This is a genomic window from Candidatus Pelagibacter sp. Uisw_090 (assembly GCF_047717845.1).
Classification (GTDB): domain Bacteria; phylum Pseudomonadota; class Alphaproteobacteria; order Pelagibacterales; family Pelagibacteraceae; genus Pelagibacter.
In genome coordinates this window covers 961,936-986,124 of record NZ_CP159810.1, presented here as the reverse complement: position 1 = coordinate 986,124, position 24,189 = coordinate 961,936, and the positions used below count along the sequence as shown (strand labels likewise).

30 protein-coding genes and 2 pseudogenes are annotated in these 24,189 nt (G+C 29.7%); 14 read left to right on the top strand and 18 right to left on the bottom strand.

What is annotated here, in order from left to right; all coding sequences use genetic code 11:
• Positions 1 to 30: 30 nt before the first annotated feature.
• From ABXT58_RS05425 to ABXT58_RS05405, 5 genes and pseudogenes are all read left to right on the top strand, one after another.
• A complete protein-coding gene (locus ABXT58_RS05425) occupies positions 31 to 402 on the top strand; it encodes a phosphoribosyl-ATP diphosphatase (protein ID WP_415303659.1) in 372 nt (123 codons plus the stop codon).
• A 139-nt stretch (positions 403 to 541) separates the two neighbouring features.
• Positions 542 to 973, top strand: coding sequence for a type II secretion system protein (locus ABXT58_RS05420; protein ID WP_415303658.1), 432 nt, complete (start codon positions 542 to 544; stop codon positions 971 to 973).
• Positions 974 to 1,094: pseudogene (locus tag ABXT58_RS05415) on the top strand (type IV pilin protein); the annotation flags it as partial.
• A 764-nt stretch (positions 1,095 to 1,858) separates the two neighbouring features.
• Positions 1,859 to 2,374 carry a type IV pilin protein gene (locus ABXT58_RS05410; protein ID WP_415303657.1) on the top strand — a complete coding sequence of 172 codons (516 nt, stop codon included), beginning with the start codon at positions 1,859 to 1,861 and terminating at the stop codon, positions 2,372 to 2,374.
• Positions 2,365 to 2,895: a type IV pilin protein gene (locus tag ABXT58_RS05405; protein ID WP_415303656.1), complete on the top strand. Its 531-nt coding sequence runs from the start codon at positions 2,365 to 2,367 to the stop codon at positions 2,893 to 2,895. Before ABXT58_RS05410 ends, ABXT58_RS05405 begins: the two co-directional genes overlap by 10 nt.
• Before the next feature lie 209 nt (positions 2,896 to 3,104).
• Here the strand turns inward: ABXT58_RS05405 and ABXT58_RS05400 are convergent, their stop codons facing one another.
• Both ABXT58_RS05400 and ABXT58_RS05395 read right to left on the bottom strand, forming a co-directional pair.
• The gene (locus tag ABXT58_RS05400) at positions 3,105 to 3,335 is read right to left on the bottom strand and encodes a hypothetical protein (RefSeq protein ID WP_415303655.1); all 231 of its coding nucleotides are present in this window, start codon (positions 3,333 to 3,335) and stop codon (positions 3,105 to 3,107) included.
• A 10-nt stretch (positions 3,336 to 3,345) separates the two neighbouring features.
• Entirely contained in the window at positions 3,346 to 3,900 is a 555-nt protein-coding gene (locus ABXT58_RS05395; RefSeq protein ID WP_415303654.1) for a NifU family protein, read from the bottom strand.
• Between the two features lie 558 nt (positions 3,901 to 4,458).
• Here ABXT58_RS05395 and ABXT58_RS05390 point away from each other — a divergent pair.
• The 3 genes from ABXT58_RS05390 to ABXT58_RS05380 all read left to right on the top strand — a co-directional run bounded on the left by ABXT58_RS05390 (position 4,459) and on the right by ABXT58_RS05380 (position 5,407).
• Positions 4,459 to 4,638 carry a hypothetical protein gene (locus ABXT58_RS05390; RefSeq protein ID WP_415277771.1) on the top strand — a complete coding sequence of 60 codons (180 nt, stop codon included), beginning with the start codon at positions 4,459 to 4,461 and terminating at the stop codon, positions 4,636 to 4,638.
• 48 nt (positions 4,639 to 4,686) lie between these two features.
• Positions 4,687 to 4,839: a hypothetical protein gene (locus ABXT58_RS05385; protein WP_415303653.1), complete on the top strand. Its 153-nt coding sequence runs from the start codon at positions 4,687 to 4,689 to the stop codon at positions 4,837 to 4,839.
• Positions 4,840 to 4,978: 139 nt separating this feature from the next.
• Positions 4,979 to 5,407: a CBS domain-containing protein gene (locus ABXT58_RS05380; protein ID WP_415303652.1), complete on the top strand. Its 429-nt coding sequence runs from the start codon at positions 4,979 to 4,981 to the stop codon at positions 5,405 to 5,407.
• A 177-nt stretch (positions 5,408 to 5,584) separates the two neighbouring features.
• On the opposite strand, the gene ABXT58_RS05375 is transcribed toward ABXT58_RS05380, so the two are convergent.
• Together ABXT58_RS05375 and ABXT58_RS05370 are read right to left on the bottom strand one after the other, a co-directional pair.
• On the bottom strand, positions 5,585 to 6,097 hold the full coding sequence (locus tag ABXT58_RS05375; protein WP_415303651.1) for a hypothetical protein: 513 nt from the start codon (positions 6,095 to 6,097) through the stop codon (positions 5,585 to 5,587).
• A gap of 16 nt (positions 6,098 to 6,113) precedes the next feature.
• Positions 6,114 to 6,248, bottom strand: a complete 135-nt coding sequence (locus tag ABXT58_RS05370; protein WP_415276242.1) for a hypothetical protein — start codon at positions 6,246 to 6,248, stop codon at positions 6,114 to 6,116.
• Between the two features lie 545 nt (positions 6,249 to 6,793).
• Here ABXT58_RS05370 and ABXT58_RS05365 point away from each other — a divergent pair.
• Entirely contained in the window at positions 6,794 to 7,456 is a 663-nt protein-coding gene (locus ABXT58_RS05365; RefSeq protein ID WP_415285451.1) for a peroxiredoxin, read from the top strand.
• A 250-nt stretch (positions 7,457 to 7,706) separates the two neighbouring features.
• Here ABXT58_RS05365 and ABXT58_RS05360 read toward each other — a convergent pair whose 3' ends face one another.
• Genes ABXT58_RS05360 through ABXT58_RS05350 form a run of 3 tightly spaced genes read right to left on the bottom strand, consistent with a single transcriptional unit; the run spans position 7,707 to position 8,972 of the window.
• On the bottom strand, positions 7,707 to 7,934 hold the full coding sequence (locus ABXT58_RS05360) for a hypothetical protein (RefSeq protein WP_415303650.1): 228 nt from the start codon (positions 7,932 to 7,934) through the stop codon (positions 7,707 to 7,709).
• A gap of 10 nt (positions 7,935 to 7,944) precedes the next feature.
• A complete protein-coding gene (locus ABXT58_RS05355; protein ID WP_415303649.1) occupies positions 7,945 to 8,430 on the bottom strand; it encodes a YajQ family cyclic di-GMP-binding protein in 486 nt (161 codons plus the stop codon).
• A gap of 56 nt (positions 8,431 to 8,486) precedes the next feature.
• A complete protein-coding gene (locus ABXT58_RS05350; protein ID WP_415303649.1) occupies positions 8,487 to 8,972 on the bottom strand; it encodes a YajQ family cyclic di-GMP-binding protein in 486 nt (161 codons plus the stop codon).
• Positions 8,973 to 9,129: 157 nt separating this feature from the next.
• Between ABXT58_RS05350 and ABXT58_RS05345 the strand changes: the two genes are divergently transcribed.
• Positions 9,130 to 9,495: a hypothetical protein gene (locus ABXT58_RS05345; RefSeq protein WP_415303648.1), complete on the top strand. Its 366-nt coding sequence runs from the start codon at positions 9,130 to 9,132 to the stop codon at positions 9,493 to 9,495.
• Positions 9,496 to 9,670: 175 nt separating this feature from the next.
• Here ABXT58_RS05345 and ABXT58_RS05340 read toward each other — a convergent pair whose 3' ends face one another.
• A complete protein-coding gene (locus ABXT58_RS05340; RefSeq protein ID WP_415303647.1) occupies positions 9,671 to 10,372 on the bottom strand; it encodes an FkbM family methyltransferase in 702 nt (233 codons plus the stop codon).
• A gap of 552 nt (positions 10,373 to 10,924) precedes the next feature.
• Between ABXT58_RS05340 and rfbG the strand changes: the two genes are divergently transcribed.
• The 4 genes from rfbG (at position 10,925) to ABXT58_RS05320 (ending at position 14,762) form a co-directional block, all read left to right on the top strand.
• Positions 10,925 to 11,992 carry a CDP-glucose 4,6-dehydratase gene (rfbG, locus tag ABXT58_RS05335; protein WP_415303646.1) on the top strand — a complete coding sequence of 356 codons (1,068 nt, stop codon included), beginning with the start codon at positions 10,925 to 10,927 and terminating at the stop codon, positions 11,990 to 11,992.
• A gap of 11 nt (positions 11,993 to 12,003) precedes the next feature.
• The gene (locus ABXT58_RS05330) at positions 12,004 to 13,230 is read left to right on the top strand and encodes a class I SAM-dependent methyltransferase (RefSeq protein ID WP_415303645.1); all 1,227 of its coding nucleotides are present in this window, start codon (positions 12,004 to 12,006) and stop codon (positions 13,228 to 13,230) included.
• A 127-nt stretch (positions 13,231 to 13,357) separates the two neighbouring features.
• Positions 13,358 to 13,564, top strand: coding sequence for a SlyX family protein (locus ABXT58_RS05325; RefSeq protein ID WP_415303644.1), 207 nt, complete (start codon positions 13,358 to 13,360; stop codon positions 13,562 to 13,564).
• A 16-nt stretch (positions 13,565 to 13,580) separates the two neighbouring features.
• Positions 13,581 to 14,762: an NAD(P)/FAD-dependent oxidoreductase gene (locus tag ABXT58_RS05320; protein WP_415303643.1), complete on the top strand. Its 1,182-nt coding sequence runs from the start codon at positions 13,581 to 13,583 to the stop codon at positions 14,760 to 14,762.
• Here the strand turns inward: ABXT58_RS05320 and ABXT58_RS05315 are convergent.
• From ABXT58_RS05315 to ABXT58_RS05270, 10 genes and pseudogenes are all read right to left on the bottom strand, one after another.
• Positions 14,759 to 15,805 carry an MFS transporter gene (locus tag ABXT58_RS05315; protein ID WP_415303642.1) on the bottom strand — a complete coding sequence of 349 codons (1,047 nt, stop codon included), beginning with the start codon at positions 15,803 to 15,805 and terminating at the stop codon, positions 14,759 to 14,761. The genes ABXT58_RS05320 and ABXT58_RS05315 overlap by 4 nt on opposite strands.
• 14 nt (positions 15,806 to 15,819) lie before the next feature.
• The gene (locus ABXT58_RS05310; RefSeq protein WP_415303641.1) at positions 15,820 to 16,059 is read right to left on the bottom strand and encodes a hypothetical protein; all 240 of its coding nucleotides are present in this window, start codon (positions 16,057 to 16,059) and stop codon (positions 15,820 to 15,822) included.
• A 58-nt stretch (positions 16,060 to 16,117) separates the two neighbouring features.
• Positions 16,118 to 16,978 carry a DMT family transporter gene (locus ABXT58_RS05305; protein WP_415303640.1) on the bottom strand — a complete coding sequence of 287 codons (861 nt, stop codon included), beginning with the start codon at positions 16,976 to 16,978 and terminating at the stop codon, positions 16,118 to 16,120.
• Positions 16,975 to 17,904, bottom strand: coding sequence for a glutathione synthase (gene gshB / locus ABXT58_RS05300; RefSeq protein WP_415303639.1), 930 nt, complete (start codon positions 17,902 to 17,904; stop codon positions 16,975 to 16,977). The genes ABXT58_RS05305 and gshB overlap by 4 nt, the downstream gene beginning before the upstream one ends.
• Positions 17,894 to 19,189 (bottom strand): glutamate--cysteine ligase, encoded by a 1,296-nt coding sequence (locus ABXT58_RS05295; protein WP_415303638.1) that lies wholly within the window; start codon positions 19,187 to 19,189, stop codon positions 17,894 to 17,896. The genes gshB and ABXT58_RS05295 overlap by 11 nt, the downstream gene beginning before the upstream one ends.
• 50 nt (positions 19,190 to 19,239) lie before the next feature.
• Positions 19,240 to 19,575: a hypothetical protein gene (locus ABXT58_RS05290; protein ID WP_415303637.1), complete on the bottom strand. Its 336-nt coding sequence runs from the start codon at positions 19,573 to 19,575 to the stop codon at positions 19,240 to 19,242.
• On the bottom strand, positions 19,556 to 19,798 hold the full coding sequence (locus tag ABXT58_RS05285) for a hypothetical protein (protein WP_415303636.1): 243 nt from the start codon (positions 19,796 to 19,798) through the stop codon (positions 19,556 to 19,558). Before ABXT58_RS05285 ends, ABXT58_RS05290 begins: the two co-directional genes overlap by 20 nt.
• Position 19,799: 1 nt before the next feature.
• Positions 19,800 to 21,279 (bottom strand): annotated as a pseudogene (gene purF / locus ABXT58_RS05280) (amidophosphoribosyltransferase).
• A complete protein-coding gene (locus ABXT58_RS05275) occupies positions 21,233 to 21,778 on the bottom strand; it encodes a CvpA family protein (protein ID WP_415303635.1) in 546 nt (181 codons plus the stop codon). Before ABXT58_RS05275 ends, purF begins: the two are co-directional and overlap by 47 nt.
• Before the next feature lie 9 nt (positions 21,779 to 21,787).
• On the bottom strand, positions 21,788 to 24,172 hold the full coding sequence (locus ABXT58_RS05270; protein ID WP_415303634.1) for an efflux RND transporter permease subunit: 2,385 nt from the start codon (positions 24,170 to 24,172) through the stop codon (positions 21,788 to 21,790).
• Positions 24,173 to 24,189: the final 17 nt, after the last annotated feature.

The following is a 24,189-nucleotide window of genomic DNA, read 5'->3' as shown; positions in this document are numbered from 1 at the left end:
ATTAAATTTTAAAAAACTTACAGGAGCTAAATGTCAAATTTTAACAAAGTAAAAACTTTTATGGAAACCTTTGGTCAAGAGGTTAAAACTAAACCTTCTTTTAGTGCTGATAAGATTAATAGCCTCAGATACGATCTAATTGAGGAAGAGTTAGAGGAACTCAAGGTTGCAATGAAAAATAAAGATCTTTTAGAAGTTGCTGATGCTTTAACGGATATATTGTATGTAACTTATGGCGCTGGGCATGCATTTGGTATTGATCTTGATAAATGTTTTGAGGAAGTTCAAAATTCTAATATGAGTAAGTTAGATGAAAATGGAAAACCTATATATAATGATTCAGGAAAAGTTATGAAGGGACCGAAATATTTTAAACCAGACTTAACTAAGTTTGTTAATTAAAAGGGGCGTTCTGTTACCCTGTGCCCCAGACCGTGCTTCTATAATTCTTATTTTGCAACGATATTGTGGGAGTTTATAGCAGAAGTTGTAACTGAATTACGACCTATCTACGACCCACAATTTTGTGTTAAGGTTTGTTATGAAGCGAAATGGTTTTACACTAATAGAGCTCCTAGTCGTTGTAGCTATTATAGGAATACTAGCGGCTGTGGGTGTTGTTGCTTATAATGGGTATACGGGTGCTGCAAAAGTTTCTGCAACAAAAACAATCCATGCTCAAACAGTAAAGTATATTTCAGCCGAAGTTATGAAATGTAGTCTAGGTGAAGCAAAATTTATGGTCAACCAAGATTGTCCTGCCAATTCTGTAAAAGCATATAAGGGAGCAATTGCAAATCTGAAAGATAAAAATCCATTTAACACATCGGTTAATGCTTTACATAATGCTAATACATATACACTTGGCATGGTGGGAGTAAACTCTAGTGGAACAAATGTAACAATTATGACTTGCATTAGACAAGGTTGTGCTTCAGCTGATCAGTTAAGCGCGACTATACCAGTTGATTAAATGAACCGAAATGGTTTCACCCTAATAGAACTCCTAGTCGTAGTAGCAATCATCGGTATTCTAGCTGCTGTAGGAGTGGTTGCTTATAATGGGTATACGGGTGCTGCGAAAGTAAATGCTACGAGAAGCAACCATGTGGCATTTGTTAAATTTGCCACTACCGCCTCCATTCTGTGTGAAGTGGGAGGGGAAGTTGGAACCAACCCTCCTTCAGTGACAATGATGCAGTTTCACGGAGTCACCCAACAAGTACCTTGTAATTCATCCCTATCTAATTGGAGAAGCGCAATACGTGAACACTTCATTGGTTCTGATTGGAAAAATCCTTACAACTCATCGGAGACACAGGCCCAACAGGGTGGTGGTACTCCAGGAGAGCCAGGGTGGACGTACTTTTCAACTCCTCCCTCGGGTGGGCAAAGTAGTGGCCTCACCATCAGCACCTGCATAGGACCCATCGGCCACAATTGCCCTGTGTTTAAAATGGATGTGGTCGCCTGTGATACGTGTTCCCCATAGGCAAACAAAAGTCTTCATTCTAATAGTATTCTTAATTTTGGTTGCACATCGGTCTCACTTACACACAGGTCCATCAAGTAATTGAGGAACGAGGTGTGTCATAGGAAGAACCAATCCAACATTTTGTACAAACACAATGAACGGCAACTAAAATTACGACCTATGTACGACCTAGGACGTTTGCATTAATAAATGTGTTTATGTGTCCAATTAATCACGTAGCAAGTAGGGGTGTTCTGTTACCCGGTGCCCTGGACTGTTCTTCTATAATCGTTATTTTGCAACAGAGTTGAAATGCTAAAAAGTAGAAACTGCTATTGAATTACGTTGGTATTACGCCGTAGGTTTTTATGTTAAGCTTTTGATATGAAACGAAATGGTTTCACATTAATCGAACTTTTAGTTGTTGTGGCCATTATCGGTATCCTTGCTGCAGTAGGTGTGGTTGCTTATAACAAATATACACTATTTGCCAAAAGAAGTGCAACACTCGCAAATTGGAAAAATGCATCAAAATTTATTAGTGCAAAATTTGCTTTGTGTGACATTCAAGGTGGAATTTTAAAACTTAGTGACAAAAGATCTATTAATTGTGACACTGTAAATACTGCATCAGGTGTGAATCAAATAGCTGATATTTTTAAAGATCATTTTTTAGATATTGGATACAAAAATACTTATGACAGTACAGCAGACGCAGTAGTTAGAAGAGGTGGGGGTGGGAACGTACTTGGAGGGATGAGATTGGATCAAACAGAATGTCCAGGTGGAAAACCAGCTGGTAAGTCCCAATTAGTAATTTGGACTCAAATAGATGATAAGAATTATGGGTGGAATGGTGGAAACAATGCAATATTCCAAATGGGTCATTGGTGTCAGTAAAACTTAAAGCCTTCACCCTAATAGAGCTCCTGGTCGTAGTAGCCATCATCGGCATCCTCGCTGCAGTAGGTGTGGTTGCTTATAATGGGTATACGAGTAGTGCTAAACAAAAAGTGGTTCAGCAAAATATTAAATCAATTTATAAATTATGGAGTGTGGAAAATGCCAGATGTTTAGCTATGGATAGTAGTGAACCTGTATTAAAAAGTTATACTGATGGAACTTCTATAGGTACTGCGCGGTGTGAGTATATGAATCGTGGACATGATGGATCAGTTAATATTATTCAAAATATATTTCTCCAAGGAGTTAATTTTAAAAACCCGTATGGGACCCATAATGATAATGGATCTACAAATTGCAGTGATAAAGGAGGTCCTAATGGTGATGGAAATCTTGGACATAATTTTATTTGCTATAACAGTTCAACGATGACGTTAAGAATTGCGGCATGCTTTAAAACACCATGTGCCACTTCTTCTAATAGAGTTGAAAAGTTTATAAAGTTTGATACTTGGTAAATTTTTAACACTGAGTGCTGATATAGTATTATTCCATCACCTAGACACCTGATTAGAGGTTTAGATGTACAACTGTAACAAGGTAAATTGGATGCTAAAAGATACGCAACCATTAAGAAAAATGGCGAGGGGTCAAATGCAAGTTAAAATATTTTAGTGAAAATCTTGGAAAAGGAAGTTAAGAATTAAATAATCTTTATATTTTAAGATTATTTTCTTTTAGATTTATTAAAAAATAATACCGAAACATCTCCGCTGACTTGTCTAATAAAAACTGCCATCACAATCCAAATTAAAAAATATTCTCCGTGAGTTATGGCATAAGTTTGGCTTGCAAAATAACTAGCAATAAAAATTAAACAGTAAATTGCTATAAGCGATAAGATTAAATAAACAAAGAAATTAATTACTGATGGAATTATACATTTTACTAGTTTCATAATTGTTATTTTAGGTTACTTGTTGGACCTCGAGCACTTCGGGAATATAATGTTTAAGTGTTTTTTCAATACCCACTTTTAAAGTTAGGGCTGAACTTGGACAACCTGAGCAAGCACCCTTCATCTGAAGATAGACAATACCGTTATCAAAACTTTGAAAAGTAATATCTCCACCGTCTCTTGCAACAGCGGGTCTTACTTGAGTATCTATTATTTTTTTTATTTTAATCACCGCTTCCGTATCTTCGGTAGTACTTGTATCACCTGCATTATCTTGACCAGCAAGTATGAAAGCAGTCTCTGATTTATAACATTCTCTAATTGTTTCAATAATTGTAGATTCGAGGTATTGCCAATCATGATTGTCAGCTTTTGTTATTGAAATAAAATCAGAGCCAAAAAAAACTCCCTCAACACCATCAATTTTAAATAAATTTAAGGCGAATGGAGAAAATTTTGCTTCTTCCACATTACGAAAATCAGCCGTTTCCTTTTCCATTACGGTTTTACCTGGCAAAAATTTCAGGCTGGAAGGATTTGGAGTCGCTTCTGTTTGTATATTCATCAGAACAATATTTTTAATAAATTACTTAAAAAAATTTTATATTTTTTATAAGATTACTTCAATAAAATTGAGACGGTTTAAAGTATTTTTTATACGGGAAAAAACATGGGAAGAAGGTTTATTTAAATTTTTCGAAATCGTATTATCTTGGTAAACCATATTCAATAAATATATTTAACATAAAAGAAAATAAATGTTTTGAATAGGGTATTTGGAGATGGTATGATTTAAATAATCAATAAAGGAGGTCGATTATGAGCCTATCACCACCTGAAATTTAGCTGGTTGTGACTAAATAATAAAAGACTAACTAAGATCAGAAAACATAAATCCATTATTATGGATTTTGGCGTAGACCGCCACTTATAGGGGAACTCTTTTGGAGTTTACCGAAAGGGTGACCCCCTTAAAATTAGAAAATATAATTTTAAAATAATTATGTCTACTATGATTTTAAAAAGTCTTAACATTAATTTGCATTATAAATTTAGTAAAATTACACAATACGTAGAGATTGTTTAATTGGAGTATCCAAAAGTTTAGAGAGATAATAAATTTATGGAAATTGTTAGAGGAATAAGATTTAAAAAATATTTAGAAGAAGAAGCTGAAAAAGAAAGAAATCAATTAGCAGAAAGTTCTGAGGAATCTAAAAGAAATAAAAAAGAACAAACTACATCAGAAAAACTCCAAGAGAAATTAGAACCATTATCACCTTGTCCAATGTCAGATGAATAAAAATTAATACGATAAATAGTTTTGTTTAGAGTGATTATGATCAAATAAATGAAAATAAAAGAACAACACAAAGATCTTAAAAAAAAAGTAACTGTTGCTGAAAAACAAAGAAGCTCAAAAAGAGGAACTAAAAGTTGGTACGATTTAAGAACCTTAAAGAAACTTAAATTGGTTATGAAAGATAAGCTGTCAAAAAAATAAGTGGGGTTATTCTATAATCTTAGTTAGCAACAAGTTGATAGAGCAAAAATTAGAAGTTTGAACGAAATTAAAACCTATCTACGAGTAACATTTTTGTGCTAGGATCATGATGGCAATAAAATAAACATATAAAATAAAAATGGCAAGAAAACTAGTTACAAAACTTTCTAATAGAGAATGTTTTACATTAACTGAAAAAGATACATTAAAGACAGCAAGCAACAAACTTCAAACACATAATGTTGGTGTGATGCCGGTATTAAGTGAACACGATAAAAGTGTAATTGGAATTATTTCTGAGAGAGATCTTGCTCGATATATTTATAAAGATGAATTCAGCAGTGAATTACTGGTTACCAAAATAATGACTACAAATATAATATCTTGTAATCTAAACACTTCTGTTACAGAATTAATGGAAATAATTTCTAATCATAAAATTAGACATATCCCTATAATAGAAGAAAAAAAACTATTAGGTATTGTGTCTATTGGAGATGTGGTAAATCATATTATTGAACAGTATAAAGATGAAAATCAACATTTAAGAGATTTTATAAATAAATAATAAAATTTTAATAATAAAAAATATACTTCTTAGGCCATTCCAAAAAACATATTATCAATTATAGTTTTAGGCCTGTTATGGTTTAATATTGTATTACTTATAACTCTAACTGTGACAATTGAAAATTGATAAAACATTCAACCTCATTTACTTATTCTGATCGCAGTTATTCTAAATTTATTTTGAAATTTTTAATGGCAGATCTAATGTTACATCAAATCTTTCTTTTTTTGTTATATCCTCAACCTGTTTAGCTTTTTTTTCTAAACACCATTTTTCATAAATTTTACAAAATGTGAATATCCCATTGTATCTATCAATCATTATTACATTATCTAACTCATCTTTTATCAAAAATTTAATATCATATAATTCCTTAATATTTATTTCTGTTAGAATTTCTCTTGAGTCTGGATTGTAATATCCAGAACCATCTTCACAGGGTGTTTCTAAAACCTCATCTATATATTTTTGAAAAATTTTTCCTCTAACAAATTTTTCTTCAAAATCTTGAGAGTTAATAGTTTCATAAATTAATCTTCTTAGAGGAGGTTTATTCATCTCAAACCACATTATAAGTAATTCGTAATAAATTAATTCGTACAATCTTATATGTATGGGTTTGCCCTTAACTATTCTTGACCAATTAAGATATCTTCTTATATCTATATTTCTTTCAATACTTTTCATGACAAGTATTTTTTTATTAACCTCCTTTAATTGTAGTGTAGCCACACCTTTTGCACTCAAGTGTTGTAACTCTATCTGTTGGTCCAAAACCAAACTCAATATTTAACGTTTTGTAGTCATGTATGCCCATAAAACAGAGTATTTTTATCATTTTCAAAAACATAATTTTGACACTTTAAATTGTTAAATTTATTTTTTGATGGTCGGCTTATAGCTGAAATGATTGCGGTGATTAGAGAAATTATTATACCGCAGAATTAGATAAAGTTCTACAAGTGTTCAGCTATTTTAAACTTATTTAATTAAGTAGAGATTTTTTTAAACTTTTTTTAATTTCATTCATATTTAAAGCATTAAACACAATTCAATTAAACACACGATGTAGAATGATATTTAATATTTAGTGGAAATATAATTATTTAAATAGATTTTAATATTAATTTTTGGTTAAATAATCATATGGCTACAAAAATAAAGATAGCTGACAAAAGAAAAAAAACAGTCAAAAAGTTAAAACCTAAAGTTAAGAAAAGATCTAAAAATATAAAAAAGATTAAAATAAGTAAAGTCGAAGCACAAAGACAAGATGCAGAAATACAAGAAATACAAAAAGAACAAAGACTAGAAGCACAAATACAAGAAATACAAAAAGAACAAAGACTAGAAGAAGATGAAAAAATAAAAAAAAGGGAAAAAATGACATTAAAAATAAATAGCTTAGCGCCAGACTTTACGGCTGAAACCTCTGAAGGAAAATTATCATTACATGCCTGGTTAGGGGATAGTTGGGGAATTTTATTTTCACATCCAAAAGATTTTACACCAGTTTGCACTACAGAATTAGGTGCACTAGCTAAAATGAAACCAGAATTTGAAAAAAGAAATGTTAAAGTAATGGGTTTAAGTGTTGATCCGGTATCAGACCATGTTAAATGGCTAGAAGATATTAATGATGTTTGCGGTTTAAAACCTAATTATCCAATTATTGCAGATGAAAAATTAGAAATTGCAAAACTTTATAATATGCTTGAGGGAGATGCGGGAGCCACATCAATGGGGCGTACAGCTGTAGACAATCAAACAGTTAGAACGGTTTATGTTATTAGACCTGATAAAAGAATTGGTCTTTTCTTAACTTACCCAATGACAACAGGGCGTAACTTTCACGAAATTTTGAGAGCTATTGATTCTATGCAACTAACAGCAAAACATAAAGTTGCAACCCCTGCGGATTGGAAAAAAGGTGAAGATGTAATTATTGTCCCTAGCGTTACAAATGAAGAGGCAAAAAAAATATATCCTGACGGATGGAAAACGATAAAACCTTATCTGCGTAAAGTTCCTGATCCAAGTAAATAAATTTGAACTAAGAATTAGGTAAAGACAAAACCTTTATGTTTTATGGTACTTTTGTTTATATAATAAATATCATTTTTTGAATTATCAAATAAGTAGCTAAGTCCCCTCAGCCGGTGCCATGAACTAGGCTACCCCCACAAAGCAACAGGCAACAGGAATTACAGACCATGCTTATCAGTTATAGGATTATCTAGGACAGACCACCAACAAACCCCAAACATTTCTGGGTTGGAACAAAATGTTCTCTTGCTTAACTTGGGTTCTCTTTCAAAAAGTTAATGTAATCAACAACTTCTTGAAATTTATCATCAGGAATATCTTTATAAGAGTTACCAAACTTCTCTTTGACACATAGGGCGACGTGTGCGTAAGGGTTTCTTCCCTTAGGATGATTAGGGTGGCTGGGAAGTTGACCCAGTAAATAAAGGCCGGCTTCCTGAATTAAAGTCCACAGTTTACTTGCGTTTTCTTTTTTCATAAAAATGAAATTAATCTCTAAAATTCACAAATTCTATTGGGTGACCAATATCAATGGCTTCTATTGCAGACATTGCTTCTTGAAGATCGTCTCTTTTTTTTCCTTCAGCTCTTAATTCTTCTCCTTGAATTTTAATTTGGATTTTAAGTTTTAGTTTTTTTATATCAGCAATAATTTTTTTAGCATTTTCTTGGCTAATACCTTCTTCTAATTCACTGACTTGCCTGATGGATGCACCCGCAGCACTTTCTGAATTTTTAATAATTATTACCCTTGGATCAACTTTTCTTCTTATAAGATGAATTTGTAATAATTCATTTACTTGTTTTAATTTTAATTCATCTGGCGCTAGTGTGGTAATTATCTTGTCTTTTCTATCAATTGAAATTTTAAGTCCTTTAAAATCATACCGGTTACCAATTTCTCTCAAACAATTAGCAAGAGCATTATCAAATTCTTGATAATTAATTTTATTTACTACATCAAATGAAGGCATAATTTTTTATCATTTTCTACAGTTTGCTTTCGTTTTCTTTTTTCATAAAAATGAAATTAATCTCTAAAATTCACAAATTCTATTGGGTGACCAATATCAATGGCTTCTATTGCAGACATTGCTTCTTGAAGATCGTCTCTTTTTTTTCCTTCAGCTCTTAATTCTTCTCCTTGAATTTTAATTTGGATTTTAAGTTTTAGTTTTTTTATATCAGCAATAATTTTTTTAGCATTTTCTTGGCTAATACCTTCTTCTAATTCACTGACTTGCCTGATGGATGCACCCGCAGCACTTTCTGAATTTTTAATAATTATTACCCTTGGATCAACTTTTCTTCTTATAAGATGAATTTGTAATAATTCATTTACTTGTTTTAATTTTAATTCATCTGGCGCTAGTGTGGTAATTATCTTGTCTTTTCTATCAATTGAAATTTTAAGTCCTTTAAAATCATACCGGTTACCAATTTCTCTCAAACAATTAGCAAGAGCATTATCAAATTCTTGATAATTAATTTTATTTACTACATCAAATGAAGGCATAATTTTTTATCATTTTCTACAGTTTGCTTTCGTTTTCTTTATTCATAATGAAATTATATTATAATTAATTAGACACAAAATAGACACTAAAAATGGATGAGCTTATAATACAAATTAACAGGTAGACTTTTAGATAAATAAGCATTAAAGTTTTTTTATGAAAATTTTAGCAATCCTATTATCAATCTTTATGTTAGCATCTTGTGCTACTATTGTTAATGATGCGAATGTTCCCGTGTCGTTATCCTTGAGTGACGGTAGCGATGGAGAGTGCAGCCTCACAAATAAAAGAGTATCTTTAAAGGGCAAAGTACCAGCAACATTTATGGTTAGAAGATCAGATGATTCATTAAGAGTTGAATGTACTTCAGATTCAGGCAAGACAGGTAAAGCAAATATTCCAAGTGAGATAGAAGGTGCCAAATTAGCTGGGAGCGTTGTGTTTTTTGATCTAGGTATAACGGACTCAATCACAGATAAACATAGAACGTACACATCAAGTTTTGTAGTTCCTGTCAATTAACCTTTAATTAATTATAGTAGAAAATTCCAAGGCACTGGCAAATGAAAGCTCTTATATAACTTTCTGGTTTCATTATTCATAATACTAATTAATGTTCCAGATTAATTTTTTCACATTATGGTGCAATTTTTATTTTAAAGGATATTTTAGGTGAATCTCTATGTGATTATTTAGATTAATAATTAGAATTATTATCATTGACCAAAATAAAATTATCCAAAACTTCATGATCTTTTTTTAGTTTCTTAATATCAGAAAATAATTTTTCCAATTTTTGTTCAACAAAATTACTATTATAAATTATTAAATTATTGTCTTTTATGAACTTTGACATTTTGGTTTCTAAATTTTCATGATTTTCTAAAATTTTTTTTGAAAATTCAAAAAAAATCATAACGTTAAATTTATTTATAGTTTTAATTAATCCTTGAAGAGCAAAAAACTCATATCCTTCAATATCCATTTTTATAAATATTTTTTTTTTTGGATAAATTATTTTTTTTTTAATCAAATTATCTATAGAATTTATTTGGATTCTAGTTCCTCTTTTATCATCATTAATTTGATATGAGCCAGAATTTTTATAATTTTTTAAATTATCGTCGAAAAAAGAATATTTTTCTTTTTCACCAATTCCTATTTTAAAGTATTTAATATTTTGAATTTTGTTTAGTTTAATATTTTCAACCAATTTATCTAAAGATTTCTTGGATGGATCAAAACAATAAACATCAATTTTATTTTTGATTTTTGATATTGGTATTGAATACGCCCCATAATTACAACCAATATCAATAAATATAGAGTTATTTTCTTTTATATTTTTAATAATTAAATATATCATCGACTCATCCCAGATTTTCAAATTTCGTATCATCCAACGGCTGAGTTCTTTTTTTTTGAGGATAAGCAATAAATTTATATTTTACAAAATTTAAAATTATTTTTTTTTAAGAAAAAATTTGAATATGTTGTAAAAAATTTTATAAAAAGTTTTCAATTTGTATCTTATGGAAATATTCGCAAAGTATTGATAAAAATAGCTCATATAAAATTTCTTACCAAATCTTTGAGGATCACTCAATGTGATTTAAAAGAATCTATCTGATTTATTACAAAAGTCTCTAGTGATATCTCTAGTTTATTGTTTAATTTGATAGCTTTATAAGAATTATTCTTTATTAAAAATAAATAGCCCCTATAATTAGTATAGGGTAGTGTCAGCCCGTACATTTAACACAATCTTAATAAAAATTACAAAATATTATTATTTGTCATAGATCGACTATTTCCTATAACTATCCTTGTCATTTGTAAATTATCTATAAAATTTGACAGTGATTTTTTTAAGTTTTTTTTAAAATTAAATTTTTATCAGGTATTTTTTTAATGTACAAATACAACTATAATATATAAATACTTTCTAAAAATGAGTATCAATAAATTACAAACATATAAAAATTTAAAAGTAATAGTAACTGGATCTACAGGATTCAAGGGTACATGGCTGTGTTATTGGTTACATTTGCTTAATGCAAAAGTTGTTGGAATAGCATTAAAGCCAGAGAAAGATTCAATACTCTTCAAAAAACTATTATTATCACGAAAGATTAAGCAAATTTATTTAGACATAAATAATTTAAAAAAATTAAATCAAGTAATTAAAAAAGAAAAACCAGATATTATCTTTCATTTAGCTGCTCAATCTGTTGTATCAGAAAGTTATGCGAATCCAATAGGAACGATAACAACAAATGTCCTGGGAAGTGCTAATATTTTAGAGGTAGTAAGAATTAATGAAATTAAAAATCTAGTATATATCACATCTGACAAATGCTATTTAAATGATGGAAGAAAAACAAGCTACTTTGAAAATGATACTTTAGGTGGGGAAGATTTATATTCAGCCTCCAAAGCTTGTGCTGAACTAGTATTTGAATCCTATCATAAAAGTTTTTTACTTAAGAATAAAAAATTATCTTATGCAACTACAAGAGCTGGAAATGTAATTGGTGGTGGTGATATGAAAAAAAATCGAATAGTTCCAGATGTAATCAAATCATTAAAAAATAAAACTCCACTGATTATAAGAAGTCCTAATTCAACTAGACCTTGGCAGCATGTTTTAGAGCCAATTTCTGGATATTTGAAACTTGGTGAAATGTTAATGAATAGAAAACTTTCAAGTTCGATTGAGCCAAACTGGAATTTTGGACCAAATACGATAAATTGTAGAACAGTAATTCATGTAGTAAAAGAAGTAATAAGTTGTTGGGGTGAAGAAAAAAAAATCAATATTGTTAAAAATAAAGAACTTAAAGAAGCTAAATTATTGATGATTGCTAATCGTAAAGCAAAAAAAGAACTTGATTGGTCTCCTACTTTAAATTTTAAAGAAACAATAAAAATGACTGTAGAATGGTACAAGAATTGTTTTTTTGAAAATAACGCCGAAGAGACCACAAGAAAACAAATTGAATATTTTTTAAGGAAGTAAGTCATTTATAAATGAAAAAAAAATGTAGAATTTGCAATAATAGGTTAATTTCTATTCTAAATTTCAAAAAAGTAGCATTATCTGGAAGTTTTCTTAAAAAAAATGAAATTATAAATGAAAAAAAATACCCCCTTTCAGTTGCAGTTTGTGAAAATTGTAAACATTTACAAATTCAAAATCTAGTTAAACCACAAAAATTATTTAATCATTACGAATGGGAAACAGGCGTTTCTAAAAGTAATATTGAGCTGATTTTAAGTCTTTTAAAATCATTAAAAAAAAATTTTAATCTAAATAAAAAAAGTAAAATATTTGAAATTGCAAGTAATGATGGGACCTTATTAAAAGAGGCAAAAAATAGATATAATAGTTTTGCCCTAGGAATTGATCCTGCTAAAAATTTAATAAAAATTTCAAAAAAAAAGAAAGTAAACACAATTGTTGACTTCTTTTCATATAAAAAATCTAAAGAGATCAAGAATAAGTACAACTCTTTTGATTTTTGTATTGCAAGAAATGTGATTGCACACACACCTAATCCTAATGATATCTTTAAGGGAGTTAATAATTTAATGAATGATGATGGTATATTTATTATAGAAGTCCCTCATTTAGAAAATATCTATAAAGATAATCAATATGACAATATTTTTCACGAACATGTAGGCTTTCATTCATTAAAATCTATCAATGATCTATGTGATAAAAATAATTTACAAGTTATAGATGTTGAAAAAATTGAATCTCAAGGTGGTTCTATAAGATGTTATATTGCCAAAAAAAGTTATAAAATTAAGAAAAACCAAAGAATCCAGTTATTATTAGTAAAAGAAAAAAAGATGGGATTATTTAAATTACCAAGCTGGATAAATTTTGCAAAGAAAGTTAATGCTCATAAAGAAAAACTAAATGATTATTTAAAGAAATTAAAAGACAAAAAACAAAATATTTCAGCTTATGGTGCTTCAGGAAAAGGCCAAGCTCTATTACAAATTTGCAATATTGGAAAAAATTATTTAGATAACATTTATGATAAAAGTAAGATTAAACAAGGAAAATATACGCCTGGCACACATATAAAAATAATTGATCCTAAATATATTAACGCAAACAAAATAAATTACCTTTTACTTCTATCTTGGAACATAGCTAAAGAAATAGCAAAACAAGAGAAAAAATTTTTAAAAAATAACGGAAAAATAATAGTGCCGTTTCCAATACCTAAGATATTTAAATAAAATACTTAAAATCATTAATATTTCAGTTGATTTTAACTTTCTATTTCTTTGAAACATCTTCAATCCAATAATAAGTGTAAAATTGATCATTTGATTTATTCAGTATGTCTCGTAAGTTGCTATTTAGATGGAAAATTTGATTAAAAAATTAGAAGAGCAGATAGCCTTTCTGCAACATGAAGTCTCACAGATGAGTGATGAATTATATTCTCAACAAAAAGAAGTATCTGTTTTAAAAAAACAAATTTCAAATTTAGAAAAAAAAATTATTGATTTAGAAAGTGGTGATGAAGCAGGTATGGCTATGGAAGATAAAAAGCCTCCACATTATTAAACTTTATTATTAATCCATGACAGAAAAATATGATGTTATTATAGTAGGCGCAGGCGCAGCTGGGATGATGAGTGCTATAGAAGCTGGTAAACGTGGAAGAAAAGTACTTTTAGTAGATCATGCAAAAAAAATAGGAGAAAAAATTAGAATATCTGGTGGTGGAAGATGTAATTTTACAAACATACACACTCATCCTAGCAAGTTTATTTCAAACAATCCAAAATTTGTAATATCTGCCTTAAAACAATACACACAAAATGACTTTATAGATTTAATAAAGAAGCATAATATTAAATTTCATGAAAAAAAATTAGGTCAACTTTTTTGTGATGAGAGTGCTCAACAAATTATCGATATGCTGCTTTTAGAATGCAAGACGGCAAATGTAGTCTTAAAAAAAGAGACAATAATAGAAGATGTTGGTAAACAAGAAGACAAATATTTTATTACCATTGGTTCTGATAAATATTTTTGTGACTCATTGATTGTTGCTACTGGTGGCTTGTCTATCCCTAAGATTGGAGCAAGTAAATTTGGCTATGATATTGCTCAAAAATTTAATTTAAAAGTTGTTGAAACACTTCCTGCGTTAGTACCACTAACTTTTACTGAAAAAATACTTGGTATATGTAAAGAGCTTACAGGGCTGTCTGTTGAAGCGGTTGTATCATTTAAAAAGATCTTCTTCGAGGAGGGCATGTTGTTTACTCATAGAGGTTTAAGCGGACCTTCTATTTTACAAATTTCTTCTTATTGGAAATTAGGAGATGATATTAAAATTAACCTGTCTCCTAAACTAGATATTATCAAATTCCTAGGTGATAGAAAAAATTCTAATCCTAAACAGGATATCAACGTTATAATTTCAGAAATTCTCCCGAAGAGGCTGGCTTATATCATTTGTAATGAAAATAATGTTAGTGGTAATATATGTGAATTATCGAATAAGGTATTAAATCAATTAAGTAGCTCTATCAATGCTTGGGCTATAAATCCAACGGGGTCTGAAGGTTATAGAACGGCAGAAGTCACTTTAGGAGGAATTGATACTGAAGAGATTTCATCTAAAACAATGATGTCAAAGAAGCACCCAGGTCTATTCTTTATTGGTGAAGTCGTAGATGTTACAGGCCACTTAGGTGGTTATAATTTTCAATGGGCGTGGTCCTCTGGTTATGTGGCAGGCCGATATGCTTAAAGATTAGTTGTTCCTTGAGTATCTTCAGTTTTCACTGGCTCTTCAATAGGTTCTGTTGTCGGGCTTAATTCAATTCCCGCAGGAGTGATGGTTGAAGGCATAGCAACGAATTGAGAATCTGGGTTTTCAACTGTGTCTCTAACTTTCATTCTATAAATACCAAAAATTCCTATTAAAGCATGAAAGAAAAGTAAAAATATAAAAAATCCATTAGAACCAACTATATTCATAAAAATTGAACAAAGAAATGGACCACTCATTGCACCCAAACCAAATGTAAATTGTATACCAGCACCAGCCGCTACAAATTTTTCTTTTGGTATGTAGTCATTTGTGTGAGCACAAATTAAAGAGAACATTGGTAAACTACAAATAGAAAAACAAATTAAAAAAATAAAAAACCATACTTTACTGGTAGCTAGAGTTCCTGGTAAATACATTTGACCTGATGATATAATAGCAAGTAGAGCAAAAATACATGCACCAAAAGTTGAGATTACTATTACTTTCCTTCTATCATATTTATCAGAAAGTTTTCCAATAGGGTATTGTGAAATAGCACCAGAAATCGCTAAAAGAAATGTTACAAGTGATATCTGAAATATAGTAAAATTCATTGATGCCGCATAAACTGCTAACAATGTAAATAATGCAGATTGAATTGTTCCATAAAAAAGAGCACTTACCATTCCAAAAGGTGAAGTTTCATACAGTTCTTTTAAAGGCATACCTTTAATTTTTTTAAATGTAGGTGGTTTTTTTTTAGTTAATAGAATTGGTATAAGAGCAACAGATGTAATGATTGAAACTAATATGAAAGGTTCATAATTTTCAGGACGACTAAAATTAAGTAAAAACATTCCTATGCCCATTGAACCATATAAAATAACCATATAAATAGATAAAACACTTCCTCTATTTTTATTGGACGACCTATCGTTTAACCAACTTTCTGCAACAGTATAAATACAAACCATGCTTATTCCTGTTAAAACTCTTAGAACAAACCAAACATAAGGATTAATAAAAACTGAGTGAACCAAGACAACTAAAGATGCTAAAGATGCAAAAGCTCAAAAACTCTAATATGACCAACACGAGATATAAGATTAGGAATTGTTGATGCACCAATAAAGTAGCCAACAAAATACCCTGACATCATAAAGCCAGTTGCTGCTAGACTAAACTCTTCTTGTACAGCTCTTACACCCAAGAGTGAGCCTTGAAAACCATAGGCCATCATAAGAAAGCCCATACCTAAAAACAATGCCCAAGAATTCTTTAAAACTTTATTCATAAAATTGACCGTGCTTATTTGTGATCTAGATGTAAATCAAGTCTTTATTGTGCTTCAATTATGAATTCTTTAATTTGATAAAAGAGTGGATTGCAATGGCGGTGATAATCACAGCCCCACCTTGGATAGTTTCGAGACTGGGTTGTTCTTTAATAATTAGCCATACCCAGATAGGCCCAATAATCGTCTCTAATAAGAAAAATAAGTTCACTTCAGCAGCAGGGATGAACCTAGGAGCTATAGTTACCAACACAAAAGGGATAGCAACACACATAACACACATTAATGGAACTATAATTAGATCACTATCCATTAATGCAAAACTTTCTATGAACAGTAGAGCAAATAGAGCGACAATCAATTTGCCAACAACTGCAGCAGGAATTAGATTTTTATCTTTTGCAGATCTAATAGTAACCGCACCAATAGCCAAACCTAAGGCAGTTATTAAGCCTAGTATGTCACCAAAAAAATTACCAAGCTGTATTAAATCGTAGAATATATATATAGCAGCTGTAAAAGTTATAAATATTGTAACCCATGTTTTTTTATCAGGTAATTCTTTTAGAAAAATTCCTCCAAGAACTGCAGACAGCATAGGGGCCATAGCAATCATAACCAATGTGTTTGCAACATTTGTATTTTGTATCGATACAACAAATGTAATGTTTGTAACTGAAAAAGTTCCTATATAAAGTAGCCCGTGATAGCCACTTGAGAACAACATCTTAAAAAAATTTAATTTATAAATTATTAACATCCCAAGAAAGACAGTAATAAAAGGAATAAGTCCTCGATAGAATAATAAACCCCATGTATCAACGTTAGAAAGTCTGATGAATAAAGAGTCAGGTGTAATAAACATTACTGCGACAAAAGCTAATAATGAACCTTTTTGTTGCTCAGTTAAATTGTTCAAGCCCCTAAACCTTTCCAAAAGTTTTTAGCAAGATTTATATTTGTTAAATCATAAAAAGTTTTAAGTCCAGTAGGCGAAGTCACATTAATGTCGCCATTTAGTTTTTGATCTATAAAATCAATACCGGAAAAATAAATGTTATTTTTTTTAAGGTCTTTAGCAATTGAATTTGAAATTTTTGTTTCTATTCTTGTTAATTTAGTAGCAATAGGAATAGCGCCTTTACTCATGTTGCTTAAGAAAGATCCTTTTTTAGGAACTCTTGAAATTGCCCCACAAATTTTTCCATTAATTAAAAAAACTCTTTTATCGCCAAATTTAATTTTTGGTAAAAACTTTTGGCACATAATATGTCCATGTTTTTTAATAAAATTTAAAATCAGTTTTTTATTAATTTTTTTCTCAATAAGGTGAATATCATTTCCACTGAAACTATGAATAGGTTTGATAATAATCTTTTTATTTTTTGTAAAAAATTTAATAACCTCATTGATGTCTTTTGTAAAAATTGTATTGGGCATGAATTTTTGAAATCTAGTTGAGTATAATTTTTCTGATACATTTCTTATAGATGTTGGGTTATTAACAATCTTAATCTTATCTTTGATTTTATCTAATATGTATGTTGTTGAAATATACTCTAAGTTAAAAGGTGGGTCTTGACGTATGAGTAGATATTTACATCTAGATAAAGCCAATGTTTTCTTACTTATAATTTTAAAGAAATTTTTATTGGAATAACTAAATTCTATAAAATAGCCCTTAGCTACTACTTTATTACTTATTATCGAAAGATCTTTAGGCTCATAATAGAATATTTTACAATTTTTATTTTGAGCTTCTACAGCGAGAAATATACTGCTATCACTTTTTGGGTTAAGTTCCGAAGGGTGATTTCCTTGAATAGCAACTATCTTATTTGTCATATAGTTCAGTTAAATTTTCATCTTTGGAAAATTTATTAATCATATGATCTGCATTTGTTGTTTTATTATGAATTAATTTTTCTAAGTGGTTTAAAAACTTTGTCTCGTTTTCACCAGATTTATTTAAAATGTCTCTACTCTCTAAACCTTTTCTAGACAAATTAAGCAATAAAGATGACCAATATAATAAATCTTTACCCATCAACTCTGCATTAAAACCTTTTTTAGGAGCCTCCAAATATGCATTAATAATTTTATTTTTATCCCATTTAGAAACTAACTCAAAAGTTTCATCTAAATTTCCATATAAAATCCCTGTATTAAATGCTGGTCCAGCACACAAACAGTCCCAACCACATGTATCCATAGATCTTAATTCTATATATTTTTTTAATCGATTTTCTGTAAAGATAGTACTTAGATGAGTTGCTAAATCGCCTTCTGTCGGCAGCTTATTACCTATTTCCTTAATTTTTCCATTCATAAAATCTGAAAATGTATAATTTTTCCCAGATAAATATTCTTTATCACTCTGGATGAATAGAAGGGGAAAGTTTATCGAAAAATCTGCATATTTTTCAAAATTCATATTATCAAAAAAAATCTCAGGAAGACCTCCTCTAGAAGTTTCTTGCCAAACTTTTGATCTATAAGACATATAACCACTATTCTTTTTTTCAACTATTGATGAGTTTGCAAATAAAGCAATTGATATTGGCACTAATGAATTAATTATTTTAAATTTCTTTATAAAATCCTCTTCTGAGTTGTAATCGAGGTTTAATTGAGTGCCACAAGTTCTATACATCATGTCTAGACTTAGCGACCCACCATTGGGCATATCTTTAGTCATCACTTCATATCTTTGCTTGGGGTTGTTAGGTACTTCACCTAGAGCTGAAATTGGATCAAAACCAGCACTAACAATTTTTAAACCAATTTTTTTAGTTACTTGTTTTAATTCAAATAGATAATCATGAGATTCGGCGCAGGTTTCATGAATATTATTTAACTTATCACCCGATAATTCTATTTGATTGCCAGGTTCAAGTGTAATATTTTTACCCTCTTTTTGTAGACCAATGATATTCTGCTTTTCCATTATTGGTTTCCAACCAAACTCACTTAATGCATTAAACATTTTGAGTACAGTTTTGTAATCAGCTCTTTTATTATCATTTTGATCAAATAAAAATTTTTCGTGCTCAACACCAAGTTTAAAATCTTTAGTATCTCTAATTCCTGAGTTAAAATAATTAATTATTTGTTCTTTATTGGTAATCATTGATTCATATATAGTGATATAAAGACTAATTTAAAGTCATTAATTAATGACTACCAAAAAGTGTGAGGTTTTCTAGAAAAAATATTTCTAATTAGTGGAGCAAAATCTTTAAGTTTTAGACTTTTAAAATTTGGGTCAAAAGATGCCTGATCCCATTTTTCGCAAAAGTTTAAAGTATCCTCATAATACTTGTGATCTTTATATTTATCTCTTTGATTTCTATTGCCACCGAGATAGTGGGCATAATAATACATTTGAAACTCTCCATGTTTTGCAATTATCCAATGAGTTTTTTCACTTACGAAAGGTTTTAATACTGAGGCTGCATACTCTGAATGATTTAAAGGAGCTAATTCATCACCAATATCATGGAGTAGCGCCTGCAACAATCATTTCTTCACTGGCCTTATCCTTTAAAGTTCTTGTTGCTATTTGAAGAGAATGCTCAAGTCTTGTAATCTTATATCCTTCTAGAGTTGAATTTAATCCACTCATAAACTTTATTACTCTATCGGCAGTTTTGTTAATATATTCATGCTCATACTTATCTAGCATTAAGTAATCATCTTTTGAGCCATATTTCATTTCAGTAAACTTTACTGTGCTCATCTTAATTTCCTGATGCTGTGCTTAATAAAGATAGTTGAGTTATTCTATCATCACCCAATATATCAATTGGTTTTACTGGATAATCTCCAGTAAAATAGTGATCTGTTAATTGAGGGTAGGTGTCATTCCTTTTTTCAAATCCTATTGCTCTATATAGCCCTTCAAGTGACAAAAAATCTAAAGATTTAGCACCAATATATTCACAAATTTCTTCATTAGTTTTATTTGCTGCAAGAAGCTCTTTTTTAGTTGGTGTATCGACACCATAAAAATCAGGATATCTAATTTCTGGACATGCAATTTTAACATGGACTTCTTTTGCACCAGCGTCATAAAGCATTTTAACAATTTTATGAGAAGTTGTTCCTCTAACCAAAGAGTCATCTATTAAAATAATTCTTTTATCTTTAATTGTGGATTGATTAGCATTCAATTTTAATTTAACACCCAAACTTCTAATCTTTTGACTGGGCTCTATAAAAGTTCTTCCAACATAATGGTTTCTAATTAAACCTAATTCGAAATTAATTCCCAAGTATTGAGCGAATCCAAGTGCGGCTGCATTTCCCGAGTCTGGTACAGGGACTATTATATCTGCATCAATTTTATTTTCTTTCGCAAGTTCTATGCCTAAATTTTTTCTATGTTCATAAGCGGACTTTCCATCTAATAAACTATCAGGTCTAGCAAAATAAATATATTCAAAAACACAGGGTCTAACTTTCCTTGCAGGAAAGGGCTTGAAACTTTTTAACTCACCATCTTCAATTAAAACAATTTCACCATTTTCTACATCTCTTACGTACTTAGCGCCTATAATATCTAGAGCACATGTTTCAGATGCCAAAACATAACTGTCTTTTATTTTACCAATAATCAAGGGGCGTATTCCATGTGGGTCTCTCACACCTATCAATGTACTTTGTGTAAGCATAACTAATGCGTAGCCACCTTGAATTTGAAATATAGCATCAATAACTTTATCTACTGTTTTGCTTCTTTTTGATTTTGCTATTAATTGAACAATCGTTTCAGTATCTGAAGTTGTGTAAAAAATCGCACCATCTTCAACTAATTTATTTCTAAGTGTAACTGAGTTGGTTAAATTTCCATTATGTGCAACACCAATACCACCAGCATTAGTATCTGCAAAGAAAGGCTGAATATTTCTTAAAGTATTTTCACCCGTTGTGCTGTACCTGTTGTGCCCTATGGCATATTTACCAAGTAAATTTTTTAAAACCTTTTCTTTGTTGAAGTTATCTCCAACTAAACCAAATCTTTTTTCTGAATGATATTTTTTTCCATCAAATGATACAATTCCACATCCTTCTTGTCCTCTATGTTGAAGTGCATGAAGACCTAAAGCGGTTAGGGAGCGCATCGTTACTATTGCTTATACCAAATACACCACATTCTTCTTTAATTTTTGGATTATAGCTCTTTAATTTTTTCTTTAGAATCTTGATATTTTTTTTCATTAGGAAATACTTTTACAAGATAAATACTACCTTTTTCTATGTATGGAAAGGTGTATGATTTGTCAGTATTAATTGGCCATTTATTATAATTATACACAATATCTATAGCTGAAAATAAACAAACACAAATTGCATAACTTCTAATAAAACCAAAAAATAAACCAAAAATGGAATCGAGTCTTCCAAGTCCTACAAACTTCACAGTCTTGCTAATTCCTTTATTCACTATTAATATTATGAAAATTACTAGAACAAAAATAGCTAATCCCAATGCTACATCAAGCACGTACTCACTATCAATCATGTTCTTAAAATAGGGTCTGATCTTAGGAAATAAAAATAGAGTTACCACATAAGCTAAAAGCCATTTTGAAGCAGAAAGTAAGCTTAAAACAAAACCTTCGCTGTAACATTTAATCACAGAAAAAATAGTGATGATTAAAAAAATTAAATCTATAATTGAGATTGCTTTATAAAAATCATTTAAAGCATCAATCATATTTACTTTTTATTTTCCAAAAGGTTTACTTATTAAAATAAGAGAAGGAAGTAGAGTTAATACAGAGACCATTGCAAGCAACATGGCTATACCGGTGAACACTCCAAAATAAATTGTGGGTATAAATTTTGAAAAAACCAGAATTGAAAATCCAAACACAATTGTTATCGACGTGTTAAGTATTGCCACGCCAACAGTAGAGTGACATATTTTAAGAGTTTTGTTATAATCTTTAGTTTTTAAAAACTCTTCTTTAAATCTATAAATATAGTGAATACTATTATCTACAGCAATACCAATTGTAATTGCAGCAATTGTTATAGTCATCATGTCTAAAGGTATTCCTAATAACCCAATAATTCCTAAAATAAAAAAAGCAGCAATAAAGTTTGGCACCACTCCGATTATAGATAGCTTAATATTTCTAAATAAAATCATAAACATTGAAAAAATTCCAACCATTACTAGCCCCAATGTAAGTATCTGTGATTTAAAAAGGCTTTGAAGTAAATTATTAAATAAAATTAAAACACCAGCAAGTTTAAACTCATCCTTGTTTAATTTTAATTTATTTTCTAAATCATAATTTATTTGATTTATGAGATCATTTCTTCTCAAGCCATTTTGTGAGTCAATAATTCTCAAACTTATTCTAGCTTCATTGTCTTTAATTGAGATATATGGATCAATAATATCTTTTTTTATACTTTCAGGAATTTTTGAGTAAAGAACACCCATTTCTAGTGTTCCTAAACGCTTGTTGTTATTTAGTTGTGTAGCAACTTCTATAATTGAACTAAATGACAAAACTTTTCCAACAGCCGTTAAGCTATCTAAATAGTTATGAACTACTTGAATTTTATCAACTTTATCTTTGGTAAACCAGTATTTTTCATCATCTTGATTTTCTTCATCTCCCCAATCTTCAAAGTCATCATCTTCAGTTGCCTTCACTTTTACTTTATCAGGAAATTTTAATATAACTTCCAGGGGTGTAGTGCCACCTAGCTTTTCATCAATAAGCTTCATACCTTTATATATTTCAGTATTTTTATTAAAATAATTTATAAAACTATTTTCAACTTCAAGACGGCTTATTCCAACAATACTTAAAATAATAACAAGGCCAGTAATTATAAAGATAGAACTTTTATTATTAATAGAGATTTTTCCAAAAAAAGAAGTAATTTTTGAATCACTATCTTGTTTAATCTTTATATTATTATTAGACATAAAATTTAAGAGTGTAGGAAGTAGAGTGAATGTAATTATAAAGGATGTAATTAAGCCTAAAGTCATCATCCAGCCAAAATCAATAATTGGTTTAATGCCACTAAAAATTAAAGATAAAAAAGCACATACAGTTGTCAGAACTGTGTAAATAATTGGCCAAAACATTTTTCCAGTTGTCATTGAAATAATTTCAAAGTTTTTCAGCTCTGGAAAGTCATTTCTTAATTGTAAAAAACGAGTACTCATGTGAATATTCATTGCCATAGTTAAGATTAACATTAGGGCAATAAAGTTTGATGAAATAACAGTAACTTTCCAGCCTAAAAGACCCAGAAGACCTGTCATGATTAAAACTGAAAAGAAGCAACTACTAATTGGTATTATGATCCAAATTAATTTTCTAAATACAAACCAAAGTGTTGCGATGATAAACAAAAGAACCCCTAAACCAAAAACAATTATATCACTTTTAATAAACGACATCATGTCATCAGCAATCATTGGAATGCCTCCTAGATAAATTTTTCCGATATCTTTGTAGCTTTTAATTACCTCTCTTATCTGGGTAATATTTTCATGATTCTTTTTCTTTAAAGTATCTTTATATATTTCTATTTCTTTTTCACTTTTGCTCTCTATATTTTTTAGTTCATCTTTTTTAATATAAACAATCACACCACTTGTTTTACCATCTTCACTAATAACAAAATTTCTAAAGACTGGACTATTTAGTATTTCTTTAAATCCTCTCTCTGTGTCTACATTTTCATCTTTTAATGTTTTAAAACTTTCCAATCTTTCTTGAAGAGGAGCTTCGGAATTATTAAGTAAAGGGATATCTAATAATGTTATAACGCTATGAACCCAGTCCAAACTTTGAATTTTATATTTTAAGCTTAAAAGGTTATTAATTGAAGACTCTGTAATCATTCCCTCATTAGGAGTGTAGGTTAAAACTAAAAAATCTCTTGAACCGTATCTCTGGGTAATCTCTTTTAAATACTCAAGGTCTGGATCTCCCTCAATTAAAAGAGTGTCAGAAGAAGCATCTAATCTAAAATCTTTAGAAAAATAACCAAAACTCAACAATGTAATTAAAAGTAATATAAAAATAGATTTAGGGTTTTTTAGAACAGTATTTTGGTATAAATGAGATAGCATTTAGCACTATTTATATT

Excerpts from the sequence above, each read along its gene's own strand:
- ABXT58_RS05325 (WP_415303644.1), top strand. The coding sequence starts at position 13,358 with ATGGAAAATTTGATTAAAAAATTAGAAGAGCAGATAGCCTTTCTGCAA.
- ABXT58_RS05410 (WP_415303657.1), top strand. The coding sequence starts at position 1,859 with ATGAAACGAAATGGTTTCACATTAATCGAACTTTTAGTTGTTGTGGCC.
- ABXT58_RS05345 (WP_415303648.1), top strand. The coding sequence starts at position 9,130 with ATGAAAATTTTAGCAATCCTATTATCAATCTTTATGTTAGCATCTTGT.
- ABXT58_RS05355 (WP_415303649.1), bottom strand. The coding sequence starts at position 8,430 with ATGCCTTCATTTGATGTAGTAAATAAAATTAATTATCAAGAATTTGAT.
- ABXT58_RS05385 (WP_415303653.1), top strand. The coding sequence starts at position 4,687 with ATGAAAATAAAAGAACAACACAAAGATCTTAAAAAAAAAGTAACTGTT.
- ABXT58_RS05285 (WP_415303636.1), bottom strand. The coding sequence starts at position 19,798 with ATGAGCACAGTAAAGTTTACTGAAATGAAATATGGCTCAAAAGATGAT.
- ABXT58_RS05425 (WP_415303659.1), top strand. The coding sequence starts at position 31 with ATGTCAAATTTTAACAAAGTAAAAACTTTTATGGAAACCTTTGGTCAA.
- gshB (WP_415303639.1), bottom strand. The coding sequence starts at position 17,904 with ATGACAAATAAGATAGTTGCTATTCAAGGAAATCACCCTTCGGAACTT.
- ABXT58_RS05380 (WP_415303652.1), top strand. The coding sequence starts at position 4,979 with ATGGCAAGAAAACTAGTTACAAAACTTTCTAATAGAGAATGTTTTACA.
- ABXT58_RS05420 (WP_415303658.1), top strand. The coding sequence starts at position 542 with ATGAAGCGAAATGGTTTTACACTAATAGAGCTCCTAGTCGTTGTAGCT.
- ABXT58_RS05395 (WP_415303654.1), bottom strand. The coding sequence starts at position 3,900 with ATGAATATACAAACAGAAGCGACTCCAAATCCTTCCAGCCTGAAATTT.
- ABXT58_RS05320 (WP_415303643.1), top strand. The coding sequence starts at position 13,581 with ATGACAGAAAAATATGATGTTATTATAGTAGGCGCAGGCGCAGCTGGG.
- ABXT58_RS05365 (WP_415285451.1), top strand. The coding sequence starts at position 6,794 with ATGACATTAAAAATAAATAGCTTAGCGCCAGACTTTACGGCTGAAACC.
- ABXT58_RS05275 (WP_415303635.1), bottom strand. The coding sequence starts at position 21,778 with ATGATTGATGCTTTAAATGATTTTTATAAAGCAATCTCAATTATAGAT.
- ABXT58_RS05330 (WP_415303645.1), top strand. The coding sequence starts at position 12,004 with ATGAAAAAAAAATGTAGAATTTGCAATAATAGGTTAATTTCTATTCTA.
- ABXT58_RS05370 (WP_415276242.1), bottom strand. The coding sequence starts at position 6,248 with ATGATAAAAATACTCTGTTTTATGGGCATACATGACTACAAAACGTTA.
- ABXT58_RS05375 (WP_415303651.1), bottom strand. The coding sequence starts at position 6,097 with ATGAAAAGTATTGAAAGAAATATAGATATAAGAAGATATCTTAATTGG.
- ABXT58_RS05400 (WP_415303655.1), bottom strand. The coding sequence starts at position 3,335 with ATGAAACTAGTAAAATGTATAATTCCATCAGTAATTAATTTCTTTGTT.
- ABXT58_RS05270 (WP_415303634.1), bottom strand. The coding sequence starts at position 24,172 with ATGCTATCTCATTTATACCAAAATACTGTTCTAAAAAACCCTAAATCT.
- ABXT58_RS05310 (WP_415303641.1), bottom strand. The coding sequence starts at position 16,059 with ATGAATAAAGTTTTAAAGAATTCTTGGGCATTGTTTTTAGGTATGGGC.
- ABXT58_RS05340 (WP_415303647.1), bottom strand. The coding sequence starts at position 10,372 with ATGATACGAAATTTGAAAATCTGGGATGAGTCGATGATATATTTAATT.
- ABXT58_RS05350 (WP_415303649.1), bottom strand. The coding sequence starts at position 8,972 with ATGCCTTCATTTGATGTAGTAAATAAAATTAATTATCAAGAATTTGAT.
- ABXT58_RS05295 (WP_415303638.1), bottom strand. The coding sequence starts at position 19,189 with ATGATTACCAATAAAGAACAAATAATTAATTATTTTAACTCAGGAATT.
- rfbG (WP_415303646.1), top strand. The coding sequence starts at position 10,925 with ATGAGTATCAATAAATTACAAACATATAAAAATTTAAAAGTAATAGTA.
- ABXT58_RS05390 (WP_415277771.1), top strand. The coding sequence starts at position 4,459 with ATGGAAATTGTTAGAGGAATAAGATTTAAAAAATATTTAGAAGAAGAA.
- ABXT58_RS05360 (WP_415303650.1), bottom strand. The coding sequence starts at position 7,934 with ATGAAAAAAGAAAACGCAAGTAAACTGTGGACTTTAATTCAGGAAGCC.